The organism is Streptomyces sp. NPDC111802 (assembly GCF_055634335.1).
Genome location: NZ_JBVKCZ010000025.1, coordinates 98279 through 118121, shown reverse-complemented (window position 1 = coordinate 118121; position 19843 = coordinate 98279). Strand labels below are relative to the sequence as shown.

Sequence of the window (19843 nt, the reverse complement as noted above, 5' to 3'; positions counted from 1 at the left end):
CAGGCTCAGCCCGACGACGATGGCGACGAAGGGCAGCAGGGAGTCGGAAAGCCGGTTGGAGACGTCGATATTGGCGCGGTGTTGCCGGTGACGGCGACTGAAGTGCCGGTGGTCTCGCGGATATCGGTGCCCGCCTTGCGCATGTCACGGACCAATCGGTCGGTCCCGACGCTGTCCGGGCCGTCCTCGGGGATGACGGTGATGACACTCTGCCCGGGGTCGCTGGTGGGCTCGGGAGGCAGGACGGCCTTGACGTTCTCCAGGGTGTGCAGCTTCCGCGCGACCCGCGCGCCTGCCTCGGTGCCTCGGCCGTCGTCGGTCTGGGTCAGGACGAGCAGCGGGCCGTTGAGGCCGGGGCCGAACCTGTCGCTGATCGTGTCGTAGGTCGTGCGCTCGGTGGAGCCATGCGCGGCCGAGGCGTTGTCGGGCAGGGCGAGTCGCAGCTCGGTCGCCGGGACGGACAGCGCGAGCAGGACACCCGCGGCGGCCACCACCGTCAGCAGTGGCTTGGCGACGACGCGCTTGATCCAGCGGGCGCCGTGGGTGTCGGTGCCGGTGGCCTCGGCGTCGTTGCGGATCCGCCGCTCCGCGCGGGTGCCGGGCTTCGGGGCGAGCCGGGTGCCCGCGAAGCCGAGGACGGCCGGAAGCAGCGTGATCGCGGCCAGCACGGCGATGAGGACGGCTCCGGCGGCGCCGAGCCCCATCGTGGTGAGGAACGGGATACCGATGACGCTCAGGGCCGCGAGCGCGATGATCACCGTCGTGCCCGCGAAGACCACGGCACCGCCCGCGGTACCGGTGGCCAGCGCGGCGGACTCCAAGGGGGCCATTCCCCGGGCCAGTTGCTGGCGGTGGCGGGACAGGATGAACAGCACGTAGTCGATGCCGACCGCCAGGCCCAGCATGAGGGCGAGGGTGACGGCGGTGGAGGAGATGTCCGCCACGGACGTCACGGCCAGCAGGCCGGTCAGGCCAACGCCCACGCCGATCAGCGCGGGCAGCAGAGACATGCCGGCGGCCAGCATCGAGCCGAAGGTGACGACGAGGACGAGCAGTGCGACGGCGACACCGATGATCTCCGAAACGCCGACGTGCACGCCGCTGCTGTCATAGAGGGAACCGCCCACCGATGTCTCAAGGCCGTCCTTCCGGGCCGCGTCCGCCGCCTTCTCCAGTGCGTGCACCGAGGACTCGCTCACCTGCGCGTGCTGCACCGCGTACTGGACCTGGACGATCGCGGCCCTCCGGTCGGCCGAGACAGCGCCGGACTCCTCGGGACCGACGACCGAACTGACCTGCGGCGCCTTCTCGGCCGCTGCCGTGACCTCGGCGATGGCGGCCGCGTACGGGGCCGCGGTGACGCGCTTGCCCTCGGGGACGGTGAAGACGATCTGGGCACTGGCCCCCGAGGCTTCCGGCAGGGTCTTGGCGAGCTTGTCCAGCGCGCGCTGCGACTCGGTACCAGGCACGGAGAAACGGTCGTCGAGCTTACCGCCGAACAGGCTCACAAGGGCGACGAGGAAAGCCAGGACCGTGAGCCACAGGCCCAGCACCAGCTTTCGGTGCCGATAGGCCGCGTGACCCAGACGGTGGAGCAGGACAGCCATGGCGAACTCCCTGGGAGGTGCGGTGTGCGAGGGTCTGTTCACTGGACTTTATCACTTGATAAAGTCTGGAGAACAAGTCGAGTGATCACCCCTGGGGCTTCAGCGGCCGGACATCGGACCCCAGCGGCCAGGCAAAGGAGTGCCATGACATCCACAACACAGCCGGCGCGCCCGCTCGGAACCACTCACAGCACGTCGGCCACGATCGAGCCGAGCATCCTGCGCTACCTCGCCGCGGTCACCGACGAACAGGGGGTCGACCTGAGGCCGACGCTGGAGCAGGTGGGACTCGACGAGGCCGTCATGAGGTCGGCGACCCTGCGGGTTTCCTATCGGCAGAGCAGTACGTTGATCAGTCGCGCGCTGGAGCTCACCGGGGACGCCCACCTGGGCATGAAAGTGGGGACGGCACAGTCCCTGACCGCCTGGGGACTGCTCGGCTTCGCCCTGATGGCCAGTGAGACGCTCCAGGACGCGGTCACCACCGGGGTGACGTACCAGAACCTGTCCGGCGCGATGGTGCTGTGGTCGTGCGGAACCGAGGACGGCGACTTCGTTCTGCGCGCAGACCTGCCCGACCCCGCCCTGGATCCGGGTGTCGCCCACTTCCTGGTCGAAGAGGCACTGACGTCGGTGGTCACGCTGGCCCGGCTGACCATCGGTCCGGCGTTCCGGCCCAAGTCGCTGGAGCTCGCGTTCCCCGCGCCGCGTGACGGCGCACCGTATGCCGGCTTCTTCGGCTGTCCGGTCCGCTACGGTGCCCCCGCAAGCCGTCTCGTCATCGGCCGCGCTTCGGCCCGGACGCGGTTGCCGGGCAGCGATCCGGTCACCTACGCCTCCATCGTGGAGATGCTCGACGAGCGGCTCGCCTCCCGCCGCCACCAGCAAGAGCTGCTGGAGGTGCTCGAAATCTCCATTGCCCAGAGCCTGCCGGTCGTTCCGTCGTTCACCGAGCAGGCACGTCGACACGCACCAGCGAGCGGACCCTGCGCCGCCGGCTCGCCGAATGCGGCTCCACATACGAGGCCGTCGTCGACGGCGTGCGTCGCGAGCGGGTCGAACAGCTCCTACGGCGCACCCCGTCGACCGTCTCGGACATCGCCCGCAGGGTGGGGTTCTCCGACGAGCGGGCGTTGCGCCGCGCCGTACACCGCTGGCACGACACCTCCCCCCAGCAACTGCGAGAGCGCCTCGTCAGCGGGTACTGATCCGCACGGGGGCCGGCCCGTCGAAGGGTCTGCCAGTCTGTCGTCTTGACTGCCAGGCGCCCACTCCTAGGCGTCGCTGTCAGCGGTGCTTTCCCAGCCCTGGGACACGGTCACCAGGTCCAACTGCCCGTTGGCCAGGGCCAGGGTGGAGGAGAGAAGCGCCTGGAGGCAGGCTCGTTCGGATTCCTCGTCGGGCATGGAGAGGCGCTGGGTCGTCAGTCCGTCGAAGCCGGCGAGGAAGAACCGGGCGATGATCTCCGCCGAGTGGGCGAGCGAGCGACCCGTGCGGGCGGCGGCCTCCGTCACAAGCTCGGCCGTCACGCGAGCCACATTGCGGTAGTGGCTCTCCGCCGCGTCGGACAGGGCGGGGATGCGCAGGCCGAGCATCGTCAGTTCCGTCAACAGTTGGTGGCTGCTGGGCTGTTCGCGCACGGTCCGCCAAAATGCCACCGCCAGAGTGCCGAGCGTCTCCTCGAACCCCGCATTCTCCGGTGCGGCTTTCCTCACCTGGGCGAGGAGATCGTCCGTGAGCTGCTCCATCACTGCGCGGTACAGCCCTTCCTTCGTCCCGAAGGTGTAGTGCACCGTGGCCTGGGCCACGCCCAGTTCGGCGGCGATGGCGCGCGTGCTCCCGGCAGCCACGCCCTCGCGGGTCATGAGGTCGATGGCTGCTTTGATCAGCTGAGGGCGGCGTTCGGCCGCAGAGACGTGTGCCATGGTTCGATTATATCGACTCAGTCATGCAACAAGGTCAATCGATCACGTCGATCGAGGGTCAAGCGCGTGGTGTCCGGGTCCGGAGCACGGTGCGGGTTGAGCTGCCGCCGTCTTCTCGGCCGCCGGTGGCCGCTCGGGCCTTAAGGGCAGTGCGGGTCGGTGTGGTGAGGACGGCGAGACAGCCGACCACCAGCACGATGCCGAACCACCCGAGCAGGGGCAGGCGTTCACCGACAACCAGTACGGCGAGCACGGCTGCGACGGCGGGTTCCAGCAGCGAGAGCGTGGTCGCGGTGCTCGCCGGGACGTGCGCCAGGCCCCAGCCGAACAGGACGTAGCCGATGAACATGGGGACCAGGGCCATATAGGCGCCGACGGCCGCGTTCGACCAGGAGTCGAGAAGCGGGGCGCCGGTGGCCAGCAGCACAGGCAACAGGAGCAGACCGCCGAGTCCGAAGACGGTGCCCATGGCCGCGCCGGCGGTGATACCGCGGCTGATCAGGCGATGGGCCGCCCAGGAGTACAGGGCGTAGGTGAAACCGGCCACCAGGCCGAGCCCCACGCCGAGCACGGTCCTCCCCGCGGAATGGGTCCCGGGGCCCGCGTGCGCCTGGGCAGCCTCGGCCATGCACAGCAGCACCGTGCCGGCCAGGCCCAGGGCTGCGCCGGTCATCCAGCGGCGGGTGAGGCGGCGTCCGTCCATCACGCGCTCGATCACGGCCGAGGCGAGCGGCGCCGAGCCGATCGACACCACGGTGCCGGCGGCGACCCCGGCGAGGTGCATGGACGAGTAGAACGCCAGCGGGTAGGCCGCCACCGCCAGCGCGCCGAGCACGACCACACCTCGCCGCGTACGAAGCACAGGAGCTTCCCGCCGGATGCGGGAGGCGGCCATCAGGGCTTGGAGCAGTCCGCCCAGGCCCATGGCGGCCGCCCCGATCGCAAGGGGACCCACGGCTGGGGCGAAGGTCGCGGCGGTGCCCGTGGTGCCCCACAGCACCGACGCCACGAGCACGCACACTGAGCCCATCCCCACCGAGCCGGCCGCATGTCCGGCGGGGCGCGTCACAGCCGGTCCAGCAGGCTCGCCGCCATGGTCCGCGCATGCTCCAGACGCGTACCCGCGCCCTCCAGACCGGCCCGTGCCATCGCGCCTTCCAGCAGGAACGACAGATGCTCCGCCACTGCCCGCGCCTCCTCGGGCCGACCGGGCAGCAGTTCCTCGAGATGCCCGGCGAGCAGCGACTCGACCTCCTCCTTGTGCCGGCGCACCACGTCCCGCCCCTCGTGCCCGGCGGGCAGTTCGGCGGCCGCGTTCAGCAACCCGCAGCCCCGAAAGCCGTGTTCGTAGGCGAAGGCGGCGTGATCGGTGTACGCGTCGAAGACGGCCAGTACGGCGCCGCGGCCGTCCCGGACGCCCTGGAGCTCTTCCAGGCGCCGCCGATACAGGCCCAGCCATTCCTCGTGCCGGGCGTCGAGGTAGGCCATGACCAGGTCGGCCTTGGAGGAGAAGTTGTTGTACAGGCTCATCTTCGCCACGCCCGCCTCGGCGGTGATCGTGTCGATCCCTGTCGCCGACACGCCGTCCGCGTAGAAGCGCCGCGCGGCGGCGTCGAGCAGCCGCGTGCGCGCCTTGCCGTGCGCCTTGCGCGGCCGCGCTGCCGAGGTGGGGGTGTCGCCCATGACGTTCCCTTCCAAGTTTTAGGTAGGTCAGTCTACCTAGAATTTGAGAGAACGCGCACCTCCTGGCGCAGGCGGACGCCACCGTCACCAGCTCTCCTACAACCCCGCAACGGCGTTCCACCGCTTGGAGAACGCCACCCGCTCCCCGGAGGCGATGTCCCGCGCGACGGCGAGACGTTCGCGCATCGCCGCGTCCGGGAAGATCAGCGGGTCCTCGGCCAGGGCGGCCGTCTCCTCGTCCTTGGCCGAGGCGAGCACGTCCTGGGCGGCCGGGACCGGGCAGACGTAGTTGACCCAGGTGGCCAGTTCGGCGGCGACCTCGGGCTCGTAGTAGTAGTCGATCAGCCGCTCGGCGTTGGTCTTGTGGCGGGCGAGGTTGGGGATCATCAGGGACTCCGACCACAGCTCGGCGCCCTCCTCGGGGACGACGAAGCGGATGTCGGGGTCGTCGGCCTGGAGCTGGATGACGTCGCCCGAGTAGGCCTGGCAGGCCAGGACGTCTCCGCTGGACAGGTCCTTGATGTAGTCGTTGCCGGTGAAGCGGCGGATCCGCCCCTTGCGGACCTGCTCCTCGACCTGGTCGCAGACGGTGTGGAAGTCGTCCGCCGTCCACCGGGTGATGTCGACGCCGTTGCCCTGCATGAGCAGCGCGAATGCCTCGTCCAGACCGGAGAGCAGTGTCACCCGGCCCTTCAGGTCGCTCGCCCACAACTCCGAGACGTGGCGTATCTCGCGGCCGAGCCTGCGGCGGTTGTACGCGATGCCGGTGATGCCGGACTGCCACGGGACGGTGAACTTCCGTCCGGGGTCGAAGGCCGGTGAACGCAGCACCGGGTCCAGGTACTTCGTCACGTTCGGCTGCCGCGCCCGGTCCATCTCCTGCACCCAGCCCAGCCGTACGAACCGGGCGCACATCCAGTCGCTGATGACGATGAGATCGCGGCCCGTGCGCTGACGGTTCATCAGGGAGGGGCTGATCTTGCCGAAGAACTCGTCGTTGTCGTTGATCTCCTCGACGTACTCGACGGAGATCCCCGTACGTTCCTCGAAGGCCTCCAGCGTCGGCCGCCGCCTCGGGTCCTCGTCGTCCGTGTCGATGTACAGCGGCCAGTTCGCCCACGTGAGCCGCCTGTCGGTGGCGGAGACATCGGTGGCGGCCCGGTCGGCCGGCGGCACGTACGCGGCGGGCACACCGCACCCGGCGAGCCCGCCGACCAGCGCGCCCGCACCGAGGGTGCGCAGCAGGGTCCGGCGGGACGGCGAGGAGCTCTTCGGCGGGAGGGGCATGGGAGCAGCATGCAACACCGCAGCCCCGGACGGCACTTGATCCGTCCGGGGCTGCAACGCCCTTAAGGGGCGCGGGGAACTGCGCGGCCAGCCCCAACGGACTGGCAGCCGCCGGACAACCGCACCACCTACAGCGATCGGCGCATCAACTGTCCAGGGACGTCATGACGTGCTTGATCCGCGTGTAGTCGTCAAAGCCGTACGCCGAAAGGTCCTTGCCGTACCCGGACTTCTTGAACCCACCGTGCGGCATCTCCGCGACCAGCGGAATGTGCGTGTTGATCCACACGCACCCGAAGTCCAGCGACTTGGACATCCGCATCGCCCGTCCGTGGTCCTTGGTCCACACCGACGACGCGAGCGCGTACTCGACGCCGTTCGCCCACTCGACGGCCTGCGCCTCGTCCGAGAAGGACTGCACGGTGATGACGGGACCGAAGACCTCCTTCTGGATGATCTCGTCGTCCTGCTTCAGCCCCGACACCACGGTCGGCGCGTAGAAGTACCCCTTGTCGCCGACCTGGTGCCCACCGGCCTCGACCTTGGCGTGCGCGGGCAGCCGCTCGATGAACCCGGAGACCTGCTTGAGCTGGTTGGGGTTGTTGAGCGGACCGAAGAGCACGTCCTCGTCGTCCGGCTGACCGGTCTTCGTCTCGGCGGCGGCCTTCGCCAGCGCCGCCACGAACTCGTCGTGGATGGCCTCCTGGACCAGCACGCGCGTGGCGGCCGTACAGTCCTGCCCGGCGTTGAAGAAGCCCGCGACGGAGATGTCCTCGACGGCCTTGGCGATGTCGGTGTCCTCGAACACGACGACCGGCGCCTTGCCGCCCAGCTCCAGGTGGACCCGCTTGAGGTCCTTGGACGCCGACTCGGCGACCGACATACCGGCCCGCACCGAGCCGGTGATGGAGGCCATCGCCGGAGTCGGGTGCTCGACCATCAGCCGCCCGGTGTCACGGTCGCCGGTGATGACGTTGAAGACACCCTTCGGCAGGATCCCCCCGATGATCTCCGCGATGAGGACGGTCGAGGCCGGGGTCGTGTCCGACGGCTTCAGGACGACCGTGTTGCCCGCCGCGAGGGCCGGCGCGAACTTCCATACGGCCATCATCATCGGGTAGTTCCAGGGCGCGACCTGCGCGCAGACGCCGATCGGCTCACGGCGCACGATGGAGGTCAGCCCCTCCATGTACTCACCTGCCGAGCGGCCCTCGAGCATCCGCGCCGCGCCCGCGAAGAAGCGGATCTGGTCGACCATCGGCGGAATCTCCTCGGAGCGGGTCAGCCCGATCGGCTTGCCCGTGTTCTCCACCTCCGCCGCGATGAGCTCCTCGGCCCGCTCCTCGAAGGCGTCCGCGATCTTCAGCAGGGCCTTCTGGCGCTCGGCGGGGGTCGTGTCACGCCAGGCGGGGAAGGCCCGTGCGGCGGCCTCCATCGCGGCGTCCACATCCGCCTGCCCGGACAGCGGCGCGGTCGCGTACGCCTCGCCCGTCGCGGGATTGACCACCTCGGTGGTCCGTCCGTCGGCGGCGTCCCGGAACTCACCGGCGATGTAGTTACGTAGCTTGCGCAGCCGTCCCAGCTCGGTGCTCACTGCCGGCCTCCTGTGTCAGGTCGAACTGTCCATTCTCTGAGACACCCACCCTAATCGGCTGGCCCACGTTTTCAACACCCCCACAGCTGTCACTTCTGCGAAATCCGCAGGTATCAGTCACGCAAACAACGAATTTCATCGCCACGGCCTTGCGGAACTGTCGAGACGTCGTGCACAGTGACGTCGTGGCCAGTCGAAGCGCAGAGCACAGGGACTCCCGCGAGTCCAGGAACGGCGGCGGTCCCCAGCTGGACGCCGTCTCCCTCGCCATCATCGAACAACTTCAGGAGGACGGCCGTCGGCCGTACGCCGCCATCGGCAAGGCCGTCGGTCTGTCCGAGGCAGCCGTGCGTCAGCGCGTCCAGAAGCTGCTCGACCAGGGCGTGATGCAGATCGTCGCCGTCACGGACCCGCTCACCGTGGGCTTCCGGCGCCAGGCGATGGTCGGGGTCAACGTCGAGGGCGACGTGGAGTCCGTCGCCGACGCACTGACCGCCATGTCCGAATGCGAGTACGTGGTGATGACAGCCGGGTCCTTCGACCTGATGGTGGAGATCGTCTGCGAGGACGACGACCACCTCCTGGAGGTCATCAACCGACGCATCCGGGCCGTCCCCGGAGTGCGCTCCACCGAGAGCTTCGTCTACCTCAAGCTCAAGAAGCAGACCTACATGTGGGGAACCCGATAACCGTGAGGACCCGATAACCGTGAGCACCGACACCCCTCAGGACCTCAGCAGGACCGCGTACGACCACCTGTGGATGCACTTCACGCGCATGTCCTCGTACGAGAAGGCCCCCGTCCCCACGATCGTCCGGGGCGAGGGCACCTACATCTACGACGACAAGGGCAAGCGCTACCTCGACGGTCTCGCCGGCCTGTTCGTGGTCCAGGCCGGGCACGGCCGCGTCGAGCTGGCCGAGACGGCGTTCAAGCAGGCGCAGGAGCTGGCGTTCTTCCCGGTCTGGTCCTACGCCCACCCGAAGGCCGTCGAACTCGCCGAGCGCCTCGCGGACCACGCGCCGGGCGACCTCAACAAGGTCTTCTTCACCACCGGCGGCGGTGAGGCGGTGGAGACCGCCTGGAAGCTCGCCAAGCAGTACTTCAAGCTGGTCGGCAAGCCCACCAAGCACAAGGTCATCTCCCGCGCGGTCGCCTACCACGGCACCCCGCAGGGCGCCCTGTCCATCACCGGCCTGCCCGCCCTGAAGGCGCCGTTCGAGCCGCTGGTGCCCGGTGCGCACAAGGTCCCGAACACCAACATCTACCGCGCCCAGATCCACGGCGACGACCCGGAGGCCTTCGGCCGCTGGGCCGCCGACCAGATCGAGCAGCAGATCCTCTTCGAGGGCCCGGACACCGTCGCCGCGGTCTTCCTGGAGCCGGTGCAGAACGCGGGCGGCTGCTTCCCGCCCCCGCCCGGCTACTTCCAGCGGGTGCGCGAGATCTGCGACCAGTACGACGTGCTGCTGGTGTCGGACGAGGTCATCTGCGCCTTCGGCCGCCTGGGCACGATGTTCGCCTGTGACAAGTTCGGCTACGTCCCGGACATGATCACCTGCGCCAAGGGCATGACCTCGGGCTACTCCCCCATCGGCGCCTGCGTCATCTCGGACCGCATCGCCGAGCCCTTCTACAAGGGCGACAACACCTTCCTGCACGGCTACACCTTCGGCGGCCACCCGGTGTCGGCCGCGGTGGGCCTGGCCAACCTCGACCTCTTCGAGCGCGAGGGCCTCAACCAGCACGTCCTCGACAACGAGGGCGCGTTCCGCTCCACGCTGGAGAAGCTGTACGACCTGCCGATCGTCGGCGACGTCCGCGGCAACGGCTTCTTCTACGGCATCGAGCTGGTGAAGGACAAGGCGACCAAGGAGTCCTTCAACGACGAGGAGACCGAGCGGGTTCTGTACGGCTTCCTGTCCAAGAAGCTCTACGAGAACGGCCTGTACTGCCGCGCCGACGACCGCGGTGACCCGGTCGTCCAGCTCGCCCCGCCGCTGATCTCCAACCAGGAGACCTTCGACGAGATCGAGCAGATCCTGCGCGCGACGCTGTCGGAGGCGTGGACGAAGCTCTAGCCTCCGGCGTTCGGACCGGCTTCCGGTCCGTCCCGGCTCCCCGGCCCGGGCGCACCCGTACGAGTGAGAACGGTGTGCCCGGGCCGCGTGCTGTCCGGGGATCCGCCCCCGGCTCCTTAGCGTGCCCCTGTAACCGATCGGTCCTGCCTTCGTTCCCCCGCAAGGGGGATTGGCAAGAAGAAATGACGATCAGAACCGAGGTGTACGCCCATGGTGGCCCCACCGGACAACGACGTGCTCTGGGCACGCGCCCTGCACTTCTCGTACCACGACGGCTCGCCCGCGCTCAGCGGCGTCTCGCTCGGTGTCCAGGAGGGCGAGGTCCTCGCCGTCATCGGTCCGCGGGGCAGCGGCAAGACCGCTCTCCTGCGCTGTCTGTCCGGCCTGGCGCAGGCACCGCGGGGCGAGGTCTGGTTCAACAGCGTGCCGGTGCACAAGATGGGCACGGTGGCCCGCGAACGGCTGCGCCGCGACCGCTTCGCCTGGGTCGACCCGTCGCCGTCGCTCGTGCCCGAGCTGAACGTGTGGGAGAACACCGCCCTCCCGCTGATGTTGCGCGGCACCAGCCGCCGCCGCGCCAAGACGGCCGCGCTGGAGTGGCTCAAGCGCCTGGACGTCGGTGAGCTGGCCCGCAGGCGCCCGCACCAGCTGGTCCAGGCCGAACGCCAGCGCGTCTGCATCGCCCGTGCGCTGGCCCCCTCCCCCACGGTGCTGTTCGCCGACGAGCCGACGGCTCCCCTGCACCGCTCCGACCGCACCCAGGTGCTGCGCACGCTGACGACCGCCGCCCGCTCGCACGGCATCACGGTCGTTCTGGCCAGCCATGACGCGGACACGGCAGTCCTGGCCGACCGCACCGTCACGCTCCTCGACGGACGGCGCGTGAACACGGTGCACCTGCCCCCGGTCGCCGAGGCGGAAGGCCGGGCCGCGTGCTCGCTCTCCGTCTGACCCGAGGCGCCCAGCCCGTCGTACAGCTGCGCCGCCTGCTCGTCGCGGCCGGGTCGGCGGGCACCGGCTTTCTGCTGCTGTCCGCCCTGGGCTTCGCGATGTCCCACCCGGACTCCCCCGCCGCCGCGACGCTCCGGCTGGCCTGGTGCGCACCGCCGCTGGCCGCGACGGTCCACCTCGCGGTGGCGGTGGCCCGCACGGACCCCGGTACCAGGCCCCGTCCCGGCCTCGCGGCGATCGGCCTCGGCCCTGGCCGTCTGATGCTGGTCTCGGCCACCACCACGGCCCTGTCCTGCGCCCTCGGCTCGATGCTGGCCCTGCTGGTCTTCCTCCACCTGAGGGGCGATCTGACGGGCATGCCCTTCGACGGCGCGGGCGCGGCCTTCCTGGCAGCGGACAGCCCACTGCCCCTGCCGGCCGCCCTGACCCTGCTGACCCTGGCGCCGGCGACGGCGTCGGCGACGGTCGCCCTGACGCTGCGCCCGAAGGAGCCCGGACCTTCCGCGACGCGGGGCGCGGGCAGGACGTTCGGCCGCTTCGGGGCGTACGGCGGGTCGGTGCGACGGGAGACGTTCGGGGCGTACGGGCGGTTCGGGGCGCGGTTGCGCGGGGGCGGTACCGCTGAGGGCGGCGGATCCCAGCAGTCCGCTCACGGCGACGCCGAGCCCGCTGCGGGCACCCCGTCGGCACGGGCGAGCGCGAGCGACCCCACGCCGGCCGAAGCCGACGGCACCCCGCAGACGCCGGACGGCTTCCCCGACCTCCTCACCCCCCGCCCCGCGCCCAAGGGCCTCCCCTGGGGCATCACCACCCTCACCGCGGGCCTGGCGGTGGAGACCTACGCCAGCCCCGCCACCACCGACGCGCCCCTCGCCGTCCCCGCCGCCCTCCCCACCGGCCCCGCCGGAGTCCTGGTCGGCTGGGTCCTCGCCACCCTCGGCCTCGCTCTCGCCGCCCCCGGCCTCACCCACCTCTGCGGCCGCCTCCTGCAGTCCGTACGACCGGGCCCGCTCCGGCTGCTGGCGGGCCGCGGCCTCATGGCGGAAGCCACCCGCATCGGCCGCCCCCTCGGCGTCGTCTGCGCGGTGGCCTCCGCCGCGTACGCCATGGCCCCGCTCTCCGACTCCGCGGCCACCGCCGCCGTCGGCCCCCTCACCACCCTCGGCGCCACCGTGATCACCGGATGCACCGTGGCCACGCTCCTCATCACCGCCGTGGAGGCCAGACAGGCCCGCGCCGACACCACGGCCGCGCTGCTCCGGCTCGGTGCCCCCACCTCGATGCTCCGCCGCGCGGCGGCCCTGCGCACCGGCGTCCTGCTGGCGTTCTTCTGCCCGCTGACCCTGATCGTGGCCGAGCTGGCCGCACTGCCCCTGGCCCGCTGAAGCCTCGGAGCGGCGGCCACCGAAAAACCCGTACGAAAAAACCCGTACGAAAAATCTCCGCCCGGCGATGAGTTCCGATCAGGCCTCCGGTCTATCCCATCGAACGGCAACCACCCCGATGGGAGAGACCACGATGACGGCCCCCGCCTACCAGCAGATGATCTTCGTGAACCTGCCCGTGAACGACCTCGACGCGGCGAAGAAGTTCTTCACGGAGCTCGGCTACTCGATCAACCCCCAGTTCAGCAACGAGAACGCGGCGTCCGTCGTGATCAGCGACACCATCGTCGCGATGCTGCTCACCAAACCGTTCTACTCGACCTTCACCAAGAAGGAGATCGCGGACGCCACGACGACCAGCGAGATGCTGATCTGTCTGAGCGCCGAGAGCCGCGCGAAGGTGGACGAGCTGGTCGAGAAGGCCGTCGCCGCCGGTGGTACCGCGTCGGACAAGGTCCAGGACATGGGCTTCATGTACGGCCGCGCCTTCGACGATCTCGACGGCCACACCTGGGAGGTCGTGTGGATGGACCCGTCGGCCGTCGAGGGCTGAGGACAGCCGCATGGCACACGGTGCCTAGCATGGGCGGGTGCAGACGATGCCCGCCCATGCGGCCCACCACGACGACCGTGAGATAGAGACGCTGGAGGAGTTCGACGCGACCGTCTCGGCGCGCGGCTCCCTCGCCGGATTCCGGGTCCAGGCAGTGGACCTGACGGACCGTACGCGCGAACTGCTCGGCACGGACACGGCGGGCGCCGTCTTCCTCGGCTGCCCGATGCGCGAGGAAGCCGCCACGAAGATCCGCACCGACGGCGCCCTGGTCTTCCCGCCGGTCCCCGACCTCCCCTTCGACCCATACCGGGGCCTGGTCTACTCCCCCGACGAGCTCTTCGCCTCCCTCGCGGACGGCTACGAGAGCACGCCCGACGCCCACGGGTACGCCTGGTTCCAGCGGACCAAGGCGGACCGCGACGTGTACGCCTCCATGCTCCGCGCGATCCACGACGACTCCATCTCGGACGCGCTGGACGAACTGCTGTCCGGCGCCCGCGTGGTGGGCGTCATGGGCGGCCACGCGATGCGGCGCGGCACGCAGGCGTACGAGGGTGCCGCGCGGCTCGGCCGGGAGCTGGCCCGCGCCGGTCTCACGGTCGCCACCGGCGGTGGCCCGGGTGCGATGGAGGCCGCCAACCTCGGTGCGTACGCCGCCCCGTACGACGACGAGATGCTCGCCGACGCCCTCCGACTCCTCGCGAAGGCACCCGTGTTCACGCCGTCGATCACCGACTGGGCGACGGCCGCCTTCGAGGTGCGTACCCGCTGGCCCAGGGGCGGCCGCTCCGTCGGCATCCCGACCTGGTTCTACGGCCACGAGCCGCCGAACCCCTTCGCCTCGCACATCGCCAAGTACTTCGCCAACGCCACTCGCGAGGACGGTCTGCTGGCCCGCTCCAACGCGGGCGTGGTCTTCCTGCCGGGCGCCGCCGGGACCGTACAGGAGATCTTCGACAACGCGACGCCGAACTACTACGAGTCGCGCGGTGAGCCCACCCCCATGGTCCTGGTCGACCGCGCGCACTGGACGGAGCGGCTGCCGGCCTGGCCGCTGCTCAAGTCCCTTGCCAGGGAGCGGTCGATGGAGGCGCGGATCGCCCTCGTCGACCGGATCGAGGAGGCGCCGGAGGCGTTGAAACGTCTCGGCTGTTAATAAGAGGGCAAAGCCAACGCCTGTAGGCTGCATATGCGTTGACACTACTTATGCCGCGCTTATAAACCTGTGAGTCTCCTGGGGTCGTTGATGCCACATCACCGGCTCCGCCGAACCCCCCTCAGCGTTGCAACTCCCGTAAGGACAAACGTGTCCATAAACCGCCGTACTGTCGCACGTTCCGTGCGCGCTCTGGGTGTCGCCTCCGCATCCGCCGCGCTCGCGTTCTCCGCCGCGGGCACCGCGCTCGCGTGCGACATCAGTGAATTCTCCGCCGAAGCCAAGTGCGACGGCGACAAGGGCATCATCACCGTCACCGACGTGGACCCCAGCGGTGTCCCGGCGACCGTCACGGTGTACCTGCAGAACAACGGCGCCGACCTGAAGAAGATCGGCGAGCAGGAGGTCAAGGGCTCGCGCGAGGGTGTCACCATCACCTTCGCCGAGAACTGGAAGCCGGACGCCGAGTACCGGATCCACGTCAAGGCCGCCGGCTACGTCGACGAGGACATCGCGCCGAACCTGACGACGCCGTCCACGGCCTGCAAGAAGGAAGAGGAGGAGCCGCCGGCTCCGTCCGACACCCCGACCCCGTCGGACTCCGCCTCGACCCCGGCCGAGGAGACCGACAGCCCCACCCCGACCCCGTCGGAGAGCGACAGCAGCGCCCCCGCGAGCAGCGCTCCGTCCCCGGCGGCCGGTGACTCCAACCTCGCCGAGACCGGTGCGAACTCCAACACCGGCCTGATCGCCGGCATCGCGGTCGCCCTGGTCGCCCTCGGCGGCGGCGCGGTCTTCTTCGGCCTGCGCCGGCGCGGGGCGAGCAGCGACCGCTGACGCACCCTTCACCGCGACACCGCTGATGGCCCGCCCCCTTTCCCGGGGGCGGGCCATCAGCGTGTCAGCGGAACGTCGCCCGCTCCAGCCAGAACTCCAGCAGCTCCCGCTCCCCCAGGACCTCCAACTCGGGACTGTCCAATGGCAGTCGACGGTAGAAGGCGAGCAGTACGGCCGTGAGGGGGCCGCGCAGGGCGACCGTCGCCTCCTCGTGGCCGCGGCGCCAGGAGATGACGTCCTCGGAGAGGTCGACAACCCACTCCGCGTTCACCTCGGGCGTGCCGTCCGTGGCATGCAGATGGATGCTGCCGCCGGGTCGGCGCAACTCCCGCGCCGGGTCGTCCGGCAGCGACCGCTGCGCCCACTCGATGATCTGCAGCCACTCGTCGACCGCGTCCGCGGCCACGTCGGGCGCCACCTCGTACGGCAGTCCGGCGGCGAGGGTCGCGTCGGCGCGGTGGACGGTGAGCTCGTGCGTCATACGGCGGGCCCAGAACCCGGCGTTGAGGACTCCGGCCCAGCCCCACACCTCGGCGTCCGGCCCGGCCTCCTTCAGCGTGCCGACGATCATCTCGCCGGTATCCGCGAGCCAGGCGTCCAGGGCGGCGGGGTCGCCCTTCTCCACCGGGCCGCCCGCGAGCGGAACCTTCTCCCCGGGGATCTCCTCCTGCGCCCGCGTCCGCACCATCAGCTCCGCCCAGCGCAGGGCGCCGCCGGTGTGCCGCACGAGCCGTTCCAGCGACCAGTCGGGGCAGGTCGGGACGGTGGCCGACAGGTCGGCGCCGGACGTCACCACCGCCCTCAACAGGCCGACCTGGTGGGCGATCTCGTCGCAGTAACGATCGTGTGCGAGCAGCGTCATGCCTCGCACCCTATGTGCCCCGCGATCAGCCGAGCACGACAATTTCCGCCGCGTCGAACCCCACCCCGACCACGTCCCCGACCTCGGGCGCGGCCCGCAGCGCACAGGCCGCTTCGAGGCGCGGTGCCTCCTCCGGCTGCAGGTGCACGGCGACATGGGTGCCCTTGAACGTCCGCGCGGCGACCGTGCAGCGCAGGCCCTCCTCGGGCGAGACCAGGCGCACCCCGGCCGGCCGTACGAGCAGCGTCCGCGCCCCCTGCGCGGCGCCTTCGCCCACGGGCAGCTTCCCCCAGGGCGTGTCCGCGGCCTCCCCGGCGACGGTGCCCTCGACCACGTTGTCGAAGCCGAGGAAGCGCGCCACGAACTCGTCCACCGGCCGCTGCCACACCTCGAGCGGCGTCCCGGTCTGGGCGATCCGCCCGTCCCGCATCACCACGACCCGGTCGGCGAGCGCGAAGGCCTCGCCCTGGTCGTGCGTCACGGCCAGCACGGTGGTGCCCAACCGCCCGAACAGCTCGCGGAGTTCGACGACCAGCCGCTCCCGCAGCGAACGGTCGAGCTGGCCCAGCGGCTCGTCCAGCATCAGCAGCCGGGGCCGGGGCGCGAGCGCACGGGCCAGCGCCACCCGCTGCTGCTCCCCGCCGGACAGCGAGGCGACGGCGCGCCCGGCGGCGCCCGGCAGTCCGACCAGCTCCAGCAACTCCCGTACCCGCTCGGCCTGTTCGCTCTCGGAGGCGCCGCGCATCCGCGCCCCGAAGGCCACGTTGCCGCCGACGTCCCGCTGCGGGAACAGCTGATGGTCCTGGAACATCAGCCCGACCCCTCGCTTGTGCGCGGGCACCGCGGCCTGGTCCCGCCCGTCCAGCGACACCCGCCCGGCATCGAGCGGTTGCAGCCCCGCCACCGCCCGCAGCAGTGTCGACTTGCCGCTGCCGCTCGGCCCGAGCACACACACGATCTCGTGCTCGGTGACATCGAGGTCGACGGCGTCGAGCACGGCCCGCCCGCCGAAGCGTACGGTCGCACCCGCCAGACTCAACAGCATCTAGAACTCACCCGTCCGATCCGTACGAAGCCGCTCCAGCACCAGCAGCGCCACCGCGCACACCACCATCAGTACCGTCGAAAGGGCCATCGCCTGCCCGTAGTTGAGCTCGCCGGCCCGCCCCAGCAGCCGCGCCACGGCCACCGGCAGCGTCGGATTGTCGGGCCGCGCGATGAACACCGTCGCCCCGAACTCCCCCAGCGACACGGCGAAGGCGAACCCGGCCGCGATCAGCAGCGCCCGTCGCACCATCGGCAGATCCACCTCACGCCAGACCCGCCAGGGCGAGGCCCCCAGCACCGACGCCGCCTCGCGCAGCCGCTGGTCCACGGCCCGCAGCACGGGCAGCATGGTCCGTACGACGAACGGCACCCCGACCAGCGCCTGCGCCAGCGGCACCAGGATCCAGGTGCTGCGCAGATCCAGCGGCGGCTCGTCCAGGGCGATCAGGAACCCGAATCCGACCGTCACCGCGGACACCCCGAGCGGCAGCATCAACAGCGCGTCGAAGCCCCGTACGAACCGGCCCGCGTCCCGTCGCGTCAACGCGGCCGCCGCCAGACCGCCGATCAGCACGGCGATGAGCGTGGCGACGACGGCGTACTCCAGCGAGTTCCCGACCGCCTCGATCGGCGCGACAAGGAAGACCCCGCCATCGGCACTGGTCAGCGCCCGGTAGTAACCGAAGTCGGGGGCGTCGAGGGACCGTTGCACCAGCACGGCCAGCGGCAGCAGCAGGAGTACGGCGATGACGGCCAGGACACCGGCCAGCAGCGCCCACTGCCCGGCCCCGCGGGGCCGCCGCGCCGTCACGGACGCGTCCACCAGGCGCAGGGCGCTCTCCCGCCGCCGTACCGTCCAGGCGTGCACGGCGAGGATCGCGGCCACCGCCAGGAACTGGATGATCGTCAGGACGGCGGCCGTGGACAGGTCGAAGATCTCGGAGGTCTGGCGGTAGATCTCCACTTCGAGGGTGGAGAAGGTCGGCCCGCCGAGGATCTGCACCACACCGAAGGAGGTGAAGGTGAACAGGAAGACCATGAGCGCGGCGGCGGCCACCGCCGGCGCGAGGGCCGGGAGGGTGACCTGGCGCCAGGCTTTCAGGGGCGACGCCCCGAGCATCCGCGCGGCCTCCTCCTGCCGCGGGTCGAGCTGCGCCCAGAGTCCTCCCACCGTCCGTACGACGACGGCGTAGTTGAAGAAGACATGCGCGAGCAGGATGGCCCATACGGTGGTGTCGAGCCGTACGCCCCACAGCTCGTCGAGGAGGCCGCCGCGGCCGACGAGCGCGAGGAACGCCGTACCGACGACGACCGTCGGCAGCACGAAGGGGACGGTCACCACCGCCCGCAGGACCTGCTTGCCCGGGAAGTCGAAGCGGGCGAGGACATAGGCGCCCGGCAGCGCGATCAGCAGGGTGAGTGCGGTGGAGGCGAGCGCCTGCCAGGTGGTGAACCACAGGACGTGCCGGATGTCGGACTCCCCGAGCACGTCCCAGAGCCGCCCGAACTGCCACACCCCGTCGACCTTCAGACCGCGCGCGACGATCGCGGCGACGGGGTAGGCGAAGAAGACCGCGAAGAACGCGACGGGCACGGCGATGAGACCGAGCCGCACCGCCGCCGCGCCCCTCTTCCGCGGGGCCGCTACCTCAGTACGAGCGAGGTCCACGACTTGACCCAGTCGTCACGGTTGTCGGCGATCTTCGCCGGGTCCATCGTCTCGGGGTTCTCGGCCTGGGGGCCGTACTTCGTGAACTCCGGCGGGACCTGGGCGGCCTCGCGCACCGGGTAGACGAACATGTTCAGCGGCATGTCCTCCTGGAACGTCTTGGTGAGCAGGAAGTCGAGGAGCGCCTTGCCGCCCTCGGTGTTGCCGGCGTTGGCGAGCAGCCCGGCGTACTCGACCTGCCGGAAGCACGTACCGGTCGCGACACCCGTCGGCGCGGTGGCCGGCTTCGGGTCGGCGTAGATCACCTCGGCGGGCGGCGATGAGGCGTACGACACGACGAGCGGCCGGTCGGCCTTGGCCTTCTTGCCGCCGGCGGAACCGGAGAACTCGTCGTTGTAGGCCTGCTCCCAGCCGTCGACGACCTTCACGCCGTTGGCCTTCAGCTTCTTCCAGTAGTCCGGCCAGCCGTCGTCGCCGTACTTGGCGGCGGTGCCGAGCAGGAAGCCGAGGCCGGGCGAGGAGGTGGAGGCGTTCTCGGTGACGAGGAGGTTCTTGTACGCGGGCTTGATCAGGTCGTCGAAGGACGTGGGCGGGGCGAGCTTGTGCTCGCTGAAGTACGCCTTGTCGTAGTTGACGCAGATGTCGCCGGTGTCGATCGGCGTGACCCGGTGCTTGTCCTGGTCGACCCGGTACTCGGCCTTGATCTTGTCGGAGCCCTTCGCCTCGTACGACTGGAACAGCCCGTTGTCGAGCGCCCGCGAGAGCAGGGTGTTGTCGACGCCGAAGAAGACGTCGCCCTGCGGGTTGTCCTTGGTGAGGATGGCCTTGTTGACGGCCTGCCCGGCGTCGCCGTCCTTCAGAACCTTGACCTTGTAGCCGGACTGCTTCTCGAACGCGGCGAGGACGTTCTTCGAGACGGCCCACGAGTCGTGGCTGACGAGGGTCACCGTCTTGCCGCCGGACTGCGGGTTGTCGCTGCCCGAGTCGGACGAACCGCACGCGGACAGCGTGACGAGGCCGAGCCCGACGGCGAAGACCGTGGCCTTCTTGGTGATGCTCACTGGATTCCTCCTGGGGTTGACCAGGAAGAGACGCGGCCCTGCCCAGGAGCCCTCTTCGGCTCCCGGGCAGGGCGCAACAGCTTGAGTGATGACCGAACTTCCTACCCAGAATGACCTGGGCGAGGTTCAGAGGGTCTGCGG

Annotated in this window: 18 protein-coding genes and 1 pseudogene; 9 read left to right on the top strand and 10 right to left on the bottom strand. The window is 70.3% G+C overall.

The genetic code is table 11. The features are described 5' to 3' along the window. Positions 1–5 precede the first annotated feature (5 nt). Positions 6–1607 carry an MMPL family transporter gene (locus ACZ7NC_RS26680; RefSeq protein ID WP_471491873.1) on the bottom strand — a complete coding sequence of 534 codons (1602 nt, stop codon included), beginning with the start codon at positions 1605–1607 and terminating at the stop codon, positions 6–8. 144 nt (positions 1608–1751) lie between these two features. Between ACZ7NC_RS26680 and ACZ7NC_RS26675 the strand changes: the two are divergent. Together ACZ7NC_RS26675 and ACZ7NC_RS26670 are read left to right on the top strand one after the other, a co-directional pair. Continuing rightward, positions 1752–2351: pseudogene (locus ACZ7NC_RS26675) on the top strand (AraC family transcriptional regulator); the annotation flags it as partial. Continuing rightward, a complete protein-coding gene (locus tag ACZ7NC_RS26670) occupies positions 2348–2815 on the top strand; it encodes a helix-turn-helix domain-containing protein (protein ID WP_471491925.1) in 468 nt (155 codons plus the stop codon). The pseudogene ACZ7NC_RS26675 and the gene ACZ7NC_RS26670, both read left to right, overlap by 4 nt. Positions 2816–2881: 66 nt before the next feature. On the opposite strand, the gene ACZ7NC_RS26665 is transcribed toward ACZ7NC_RS26670, so the two are convergent. The 5 genes from ACZ7NC_RS26665 to ACZ7NC_RS26645 form a co-directional block, all read right to left on the bottom strand. After that, positions 2882–3532, bottom strand: coding sequence for a TetR/AcrR family transcriptional regulator (locus ACZ7NC_RS26665; protein WP_471491871.1), 651 nt, complete (start codon positions 3530–3532; stop codon positions 2882–2884). A 58-nt stretch (positions 3533–3590) separates the two neighbouring features. Beyond that, positions 3591–4601 carry a DMT family transporter gene (locus ACZ7NC_RS26660; RefSeq protein WP_471491870.1) on the bottom strand — a complete coding sequence of 337 codons (1011 nt, stop codon included), beginning with the start codon at positions 4599–4601 and terminating at the stop codon, positions 3591–3593. Beyond that, positions 4598–5215, bottom strand: coding sequence for a TetR/AcrR family transcriptional regulator (locus tag ACZ7NC_RS26655; protein WP_471491868.1), 618 nt, complete (start codon positions 5213–5215; stop codon positions 4598–4600). The genes ACZ7NC_RS26660 and ACZ7NC_RS26655 overlap by 4 nt, the downstream gene beginning before the upstream one ends. Before the next feature lie 96 nt (positions 5216–5311). Next, the gene (locus ACZ7NC_RS26650; RefSeq protein ID WP_471491866.1) at positions 5312–6502 is read right to left on the bottom strand and encodes a polyamine ABC transporter substrate-binding protein; all 1191 of its coding nucleotides are present in this window, start codon (positions 6500–6502) and stop codon (positions 5312–5314) included. A 145-nt stretch (positions 6503–6647) separates the two neighbouring features. After that, positions 6648–8096 (bottom strand): gamma-aminobutyraldehyde dehydrogenase, encoded by a 1449-nt coding sequence (locus tag ACZ7NC_RS26645; protein WP_471491864.1) that lies wholly within the window; start codon positions 8094–8096, stop codon positions 6648–6650. Between the two features lie 170 nt (positions 8097–8266). On the opposite strand from ACZ7NC_RS26645, the gene ACZ7NC_RS26640 reads away from it, so the two are divergent. The 7 genes from ACZ7NC_RS26640 to ACZ7NC_RS26610 all read left to right on the top strand — a co-directional run bounded on the left by ACZ7NC_RS26640 (position 8267) and on the right by ACZ7NC_RS26610 (position 15063). After that, the gene (locus tag ACZ7NC_RS26640; protein WP_471491862.1) at positions 8267–8785 is read left to right on the top strand and encodes an Lrp/AsnC family transcriptional regulator; all 519 of its coding nucleotides are present in this window, start codon (positions 8267–8269) and stop codon (positions 8783–8785) included. Between the two features lie 19 nt (positions 8786–8804). Further along, a complete protein-coding gene (locus ACZ7NC_RS26635) occupies positions 8805–10178 on the top strand; it encodes an aspartate aminotransferase family protein (RefSeq protein WP_471491860.1) in 1374 nt (457 codons plus the stop codon). Positions 10179–10388: 210 nt separating this feature from the next. Beyond that, positions 10389–11129, top strand: coding sequence for an ABC transporter ATP-binding protein (locus ACZ7NC_RS26630; protein WP_471491858.1), 741 nt, complete (start codon positions 10389–10391; stop codon positions 11127–11129). Next, positions 11111–12514, top strand: coding sequence for a hypothetical protein (locus ACZ7NC_RS26625; protein ID WP_471491856.1), 1404 nt, complete (start codon positions 11111–11113; stop codon positions 12512–12514). The genes ACZ7NC_RS26630 and ACZ7NC_RS26625 overlap by 19 nt, the downstream gene beginning before the upstream one ends. A 133-nt stretch (positions 12515–12647) precedes the next feature. Beyond that, positions 12648–13067: a VOC family protein gene (locus ACZ7NC_RS26620; protein ID WP_471491854.1), complete on the top strand. Its 420-nt coding sequence runs from the start codon at positions 12648–12650 to the stop codon at positions 13065–13067. 37 nt (positions 13068–13104) lie between these two features. Next, on the top strand, positions 13105–14226 hold the full coding sequence (locus ACZ7NC_RS26615) for an LOG family protein (protein WP_471491852.1): 1122 nt from the start codon (positions 13105–13107) through the stop codon (positions 14224–14226). A gap of 183 nt (positions 14227–14409) precedes the next feature. Next, entirely contained in the window at positions 14410–15063 is a 654-nt protein-coding gene (locus ACZ7NC_RS26610) for an LAETG motif-containing sortase-dependent surface protein (protein ID WP_471491850.1), read from the top strand. Positions 15064–15127: 64 nt separating this feature from the next. Here the strand turns inward: ACZ7NC_RS26610 and ACZ7NC_RS26605 are convergent, their stop codons facing one another. Genes ACZ7NC_RS26605 through ACZ7NC_RS26590 form a run of 4 tightly spaced genes read right to left on the bottom strand, consistent with a single transcriptional unit; the run spans position 15128 to position 19702 of the window. Beyond that, positions 15128–15925, bottom strand: a complete 798-nt coding sequence (locus ACZ7NC_RS26605; RefSeq protein ID WP_471491848.1) for a maleylpyruvate isomerase family mycothiol-dependent enzyme — start codon at positions 15923–15925, stop codon at positions 15128–15130. Between the two features lie 25 nt (positions 15926–15950). Beyond that, a complete protein-coding gene (locus ACZ7NC_RS26600; RefSeq protein ID WP_471491846.1) occupies positions 15951–16970 on the bottom strand; it encodes an ABC transporter ATP-binding protein in 1020 nt (339 codons plus the stop codon). Further along, on the bottom strand, positions 16971–18641 hold the full coding sequence (locus ACZ7NC_RS26595) for an ABC transporter permease (protein ID WP_471491843.1): 1671 nt from the start codon (positions 18639–18641) through the stop codon (positions 16971–16973). Beyond that, positions 18617–19702, bottom strand: coding sequence for a thiamine ABC transporter substrate-binding protein (locus tag ACZ7NC_RS26590; RefSeq protein ID WP_471491841.1), 1086 nt, complete (start codon positions 19700–19702; stop codon positions 18617–18619). Before ACZ7NC_RS26590 ends, ACZ7NC_RS26595 begins: the two co-directional genes overlap by 25 nt. Positions 19703–19843: the final 141 nt, after the last annotated feature.

Bases quoted from the DNA above. Each gene is read 5' to 3' on its own strand.
- ACZ7NC_RS26600 (WP_471491846.1), bottom strand. From the start codon at position 16,970: ATGCTGTTGAGTCTGGCGGGTGCGACCGTACGCTTCGGCGGGCGGGCC.
- ACZ7NC_RS26605 (WP_471491848.1), bottom strand. From the start codon at position 15,925: ATGACGCTGCTCGCACACGATCGTTACTGCGACGAGATCGCCCACCAG.
- ACZ7NC_RS26655 (WP_471491868.1), bottom strand. From the start codon at position 5,215: ATGGGCGACACCCCCACCTCGGCAGCGCGGCCGCGCAAGGCGCACGGC.
- ACZ7NC_RS26665 (WP_471491871.1), bottom strand. From the start codon at position 3,532: ATGGCACACGTCTCTGCGGCCGAACGCCGCCCTCAGCTGATCAAAGCA.
- ACZ7NC_RS26630 (WP_471491858.1), top strand. From the start codon at position 10,389: ATGGTGGCCCCACCGGACAACGACGTGCTCTGGGCACGCGCCCTGCAC.
- ACZ7NC_RS26650 (WP_471491866.1), bottom strand. From the start codon at position 6,502: ATGCCCCTCCCGCCGAAGAGCTCCTCGCCGTCCCGCCGGACCCTGCTG.
- ACZ7NC_RS26680 (WP_471491873.1), bottom strand. From the start codon at position 1,607: ATGGCTGTCCTGCTCCACCGTCTGGGTCACGCGGCCTATCGGCACCGA.
- ACZ7NC_RS26620 (WP_471491854.1), top strand. From the start codon at position 12,648: ATGACGGCCCCCGCCTACCAGCAGATGATCTTCGTGAACCTGCCCGTG.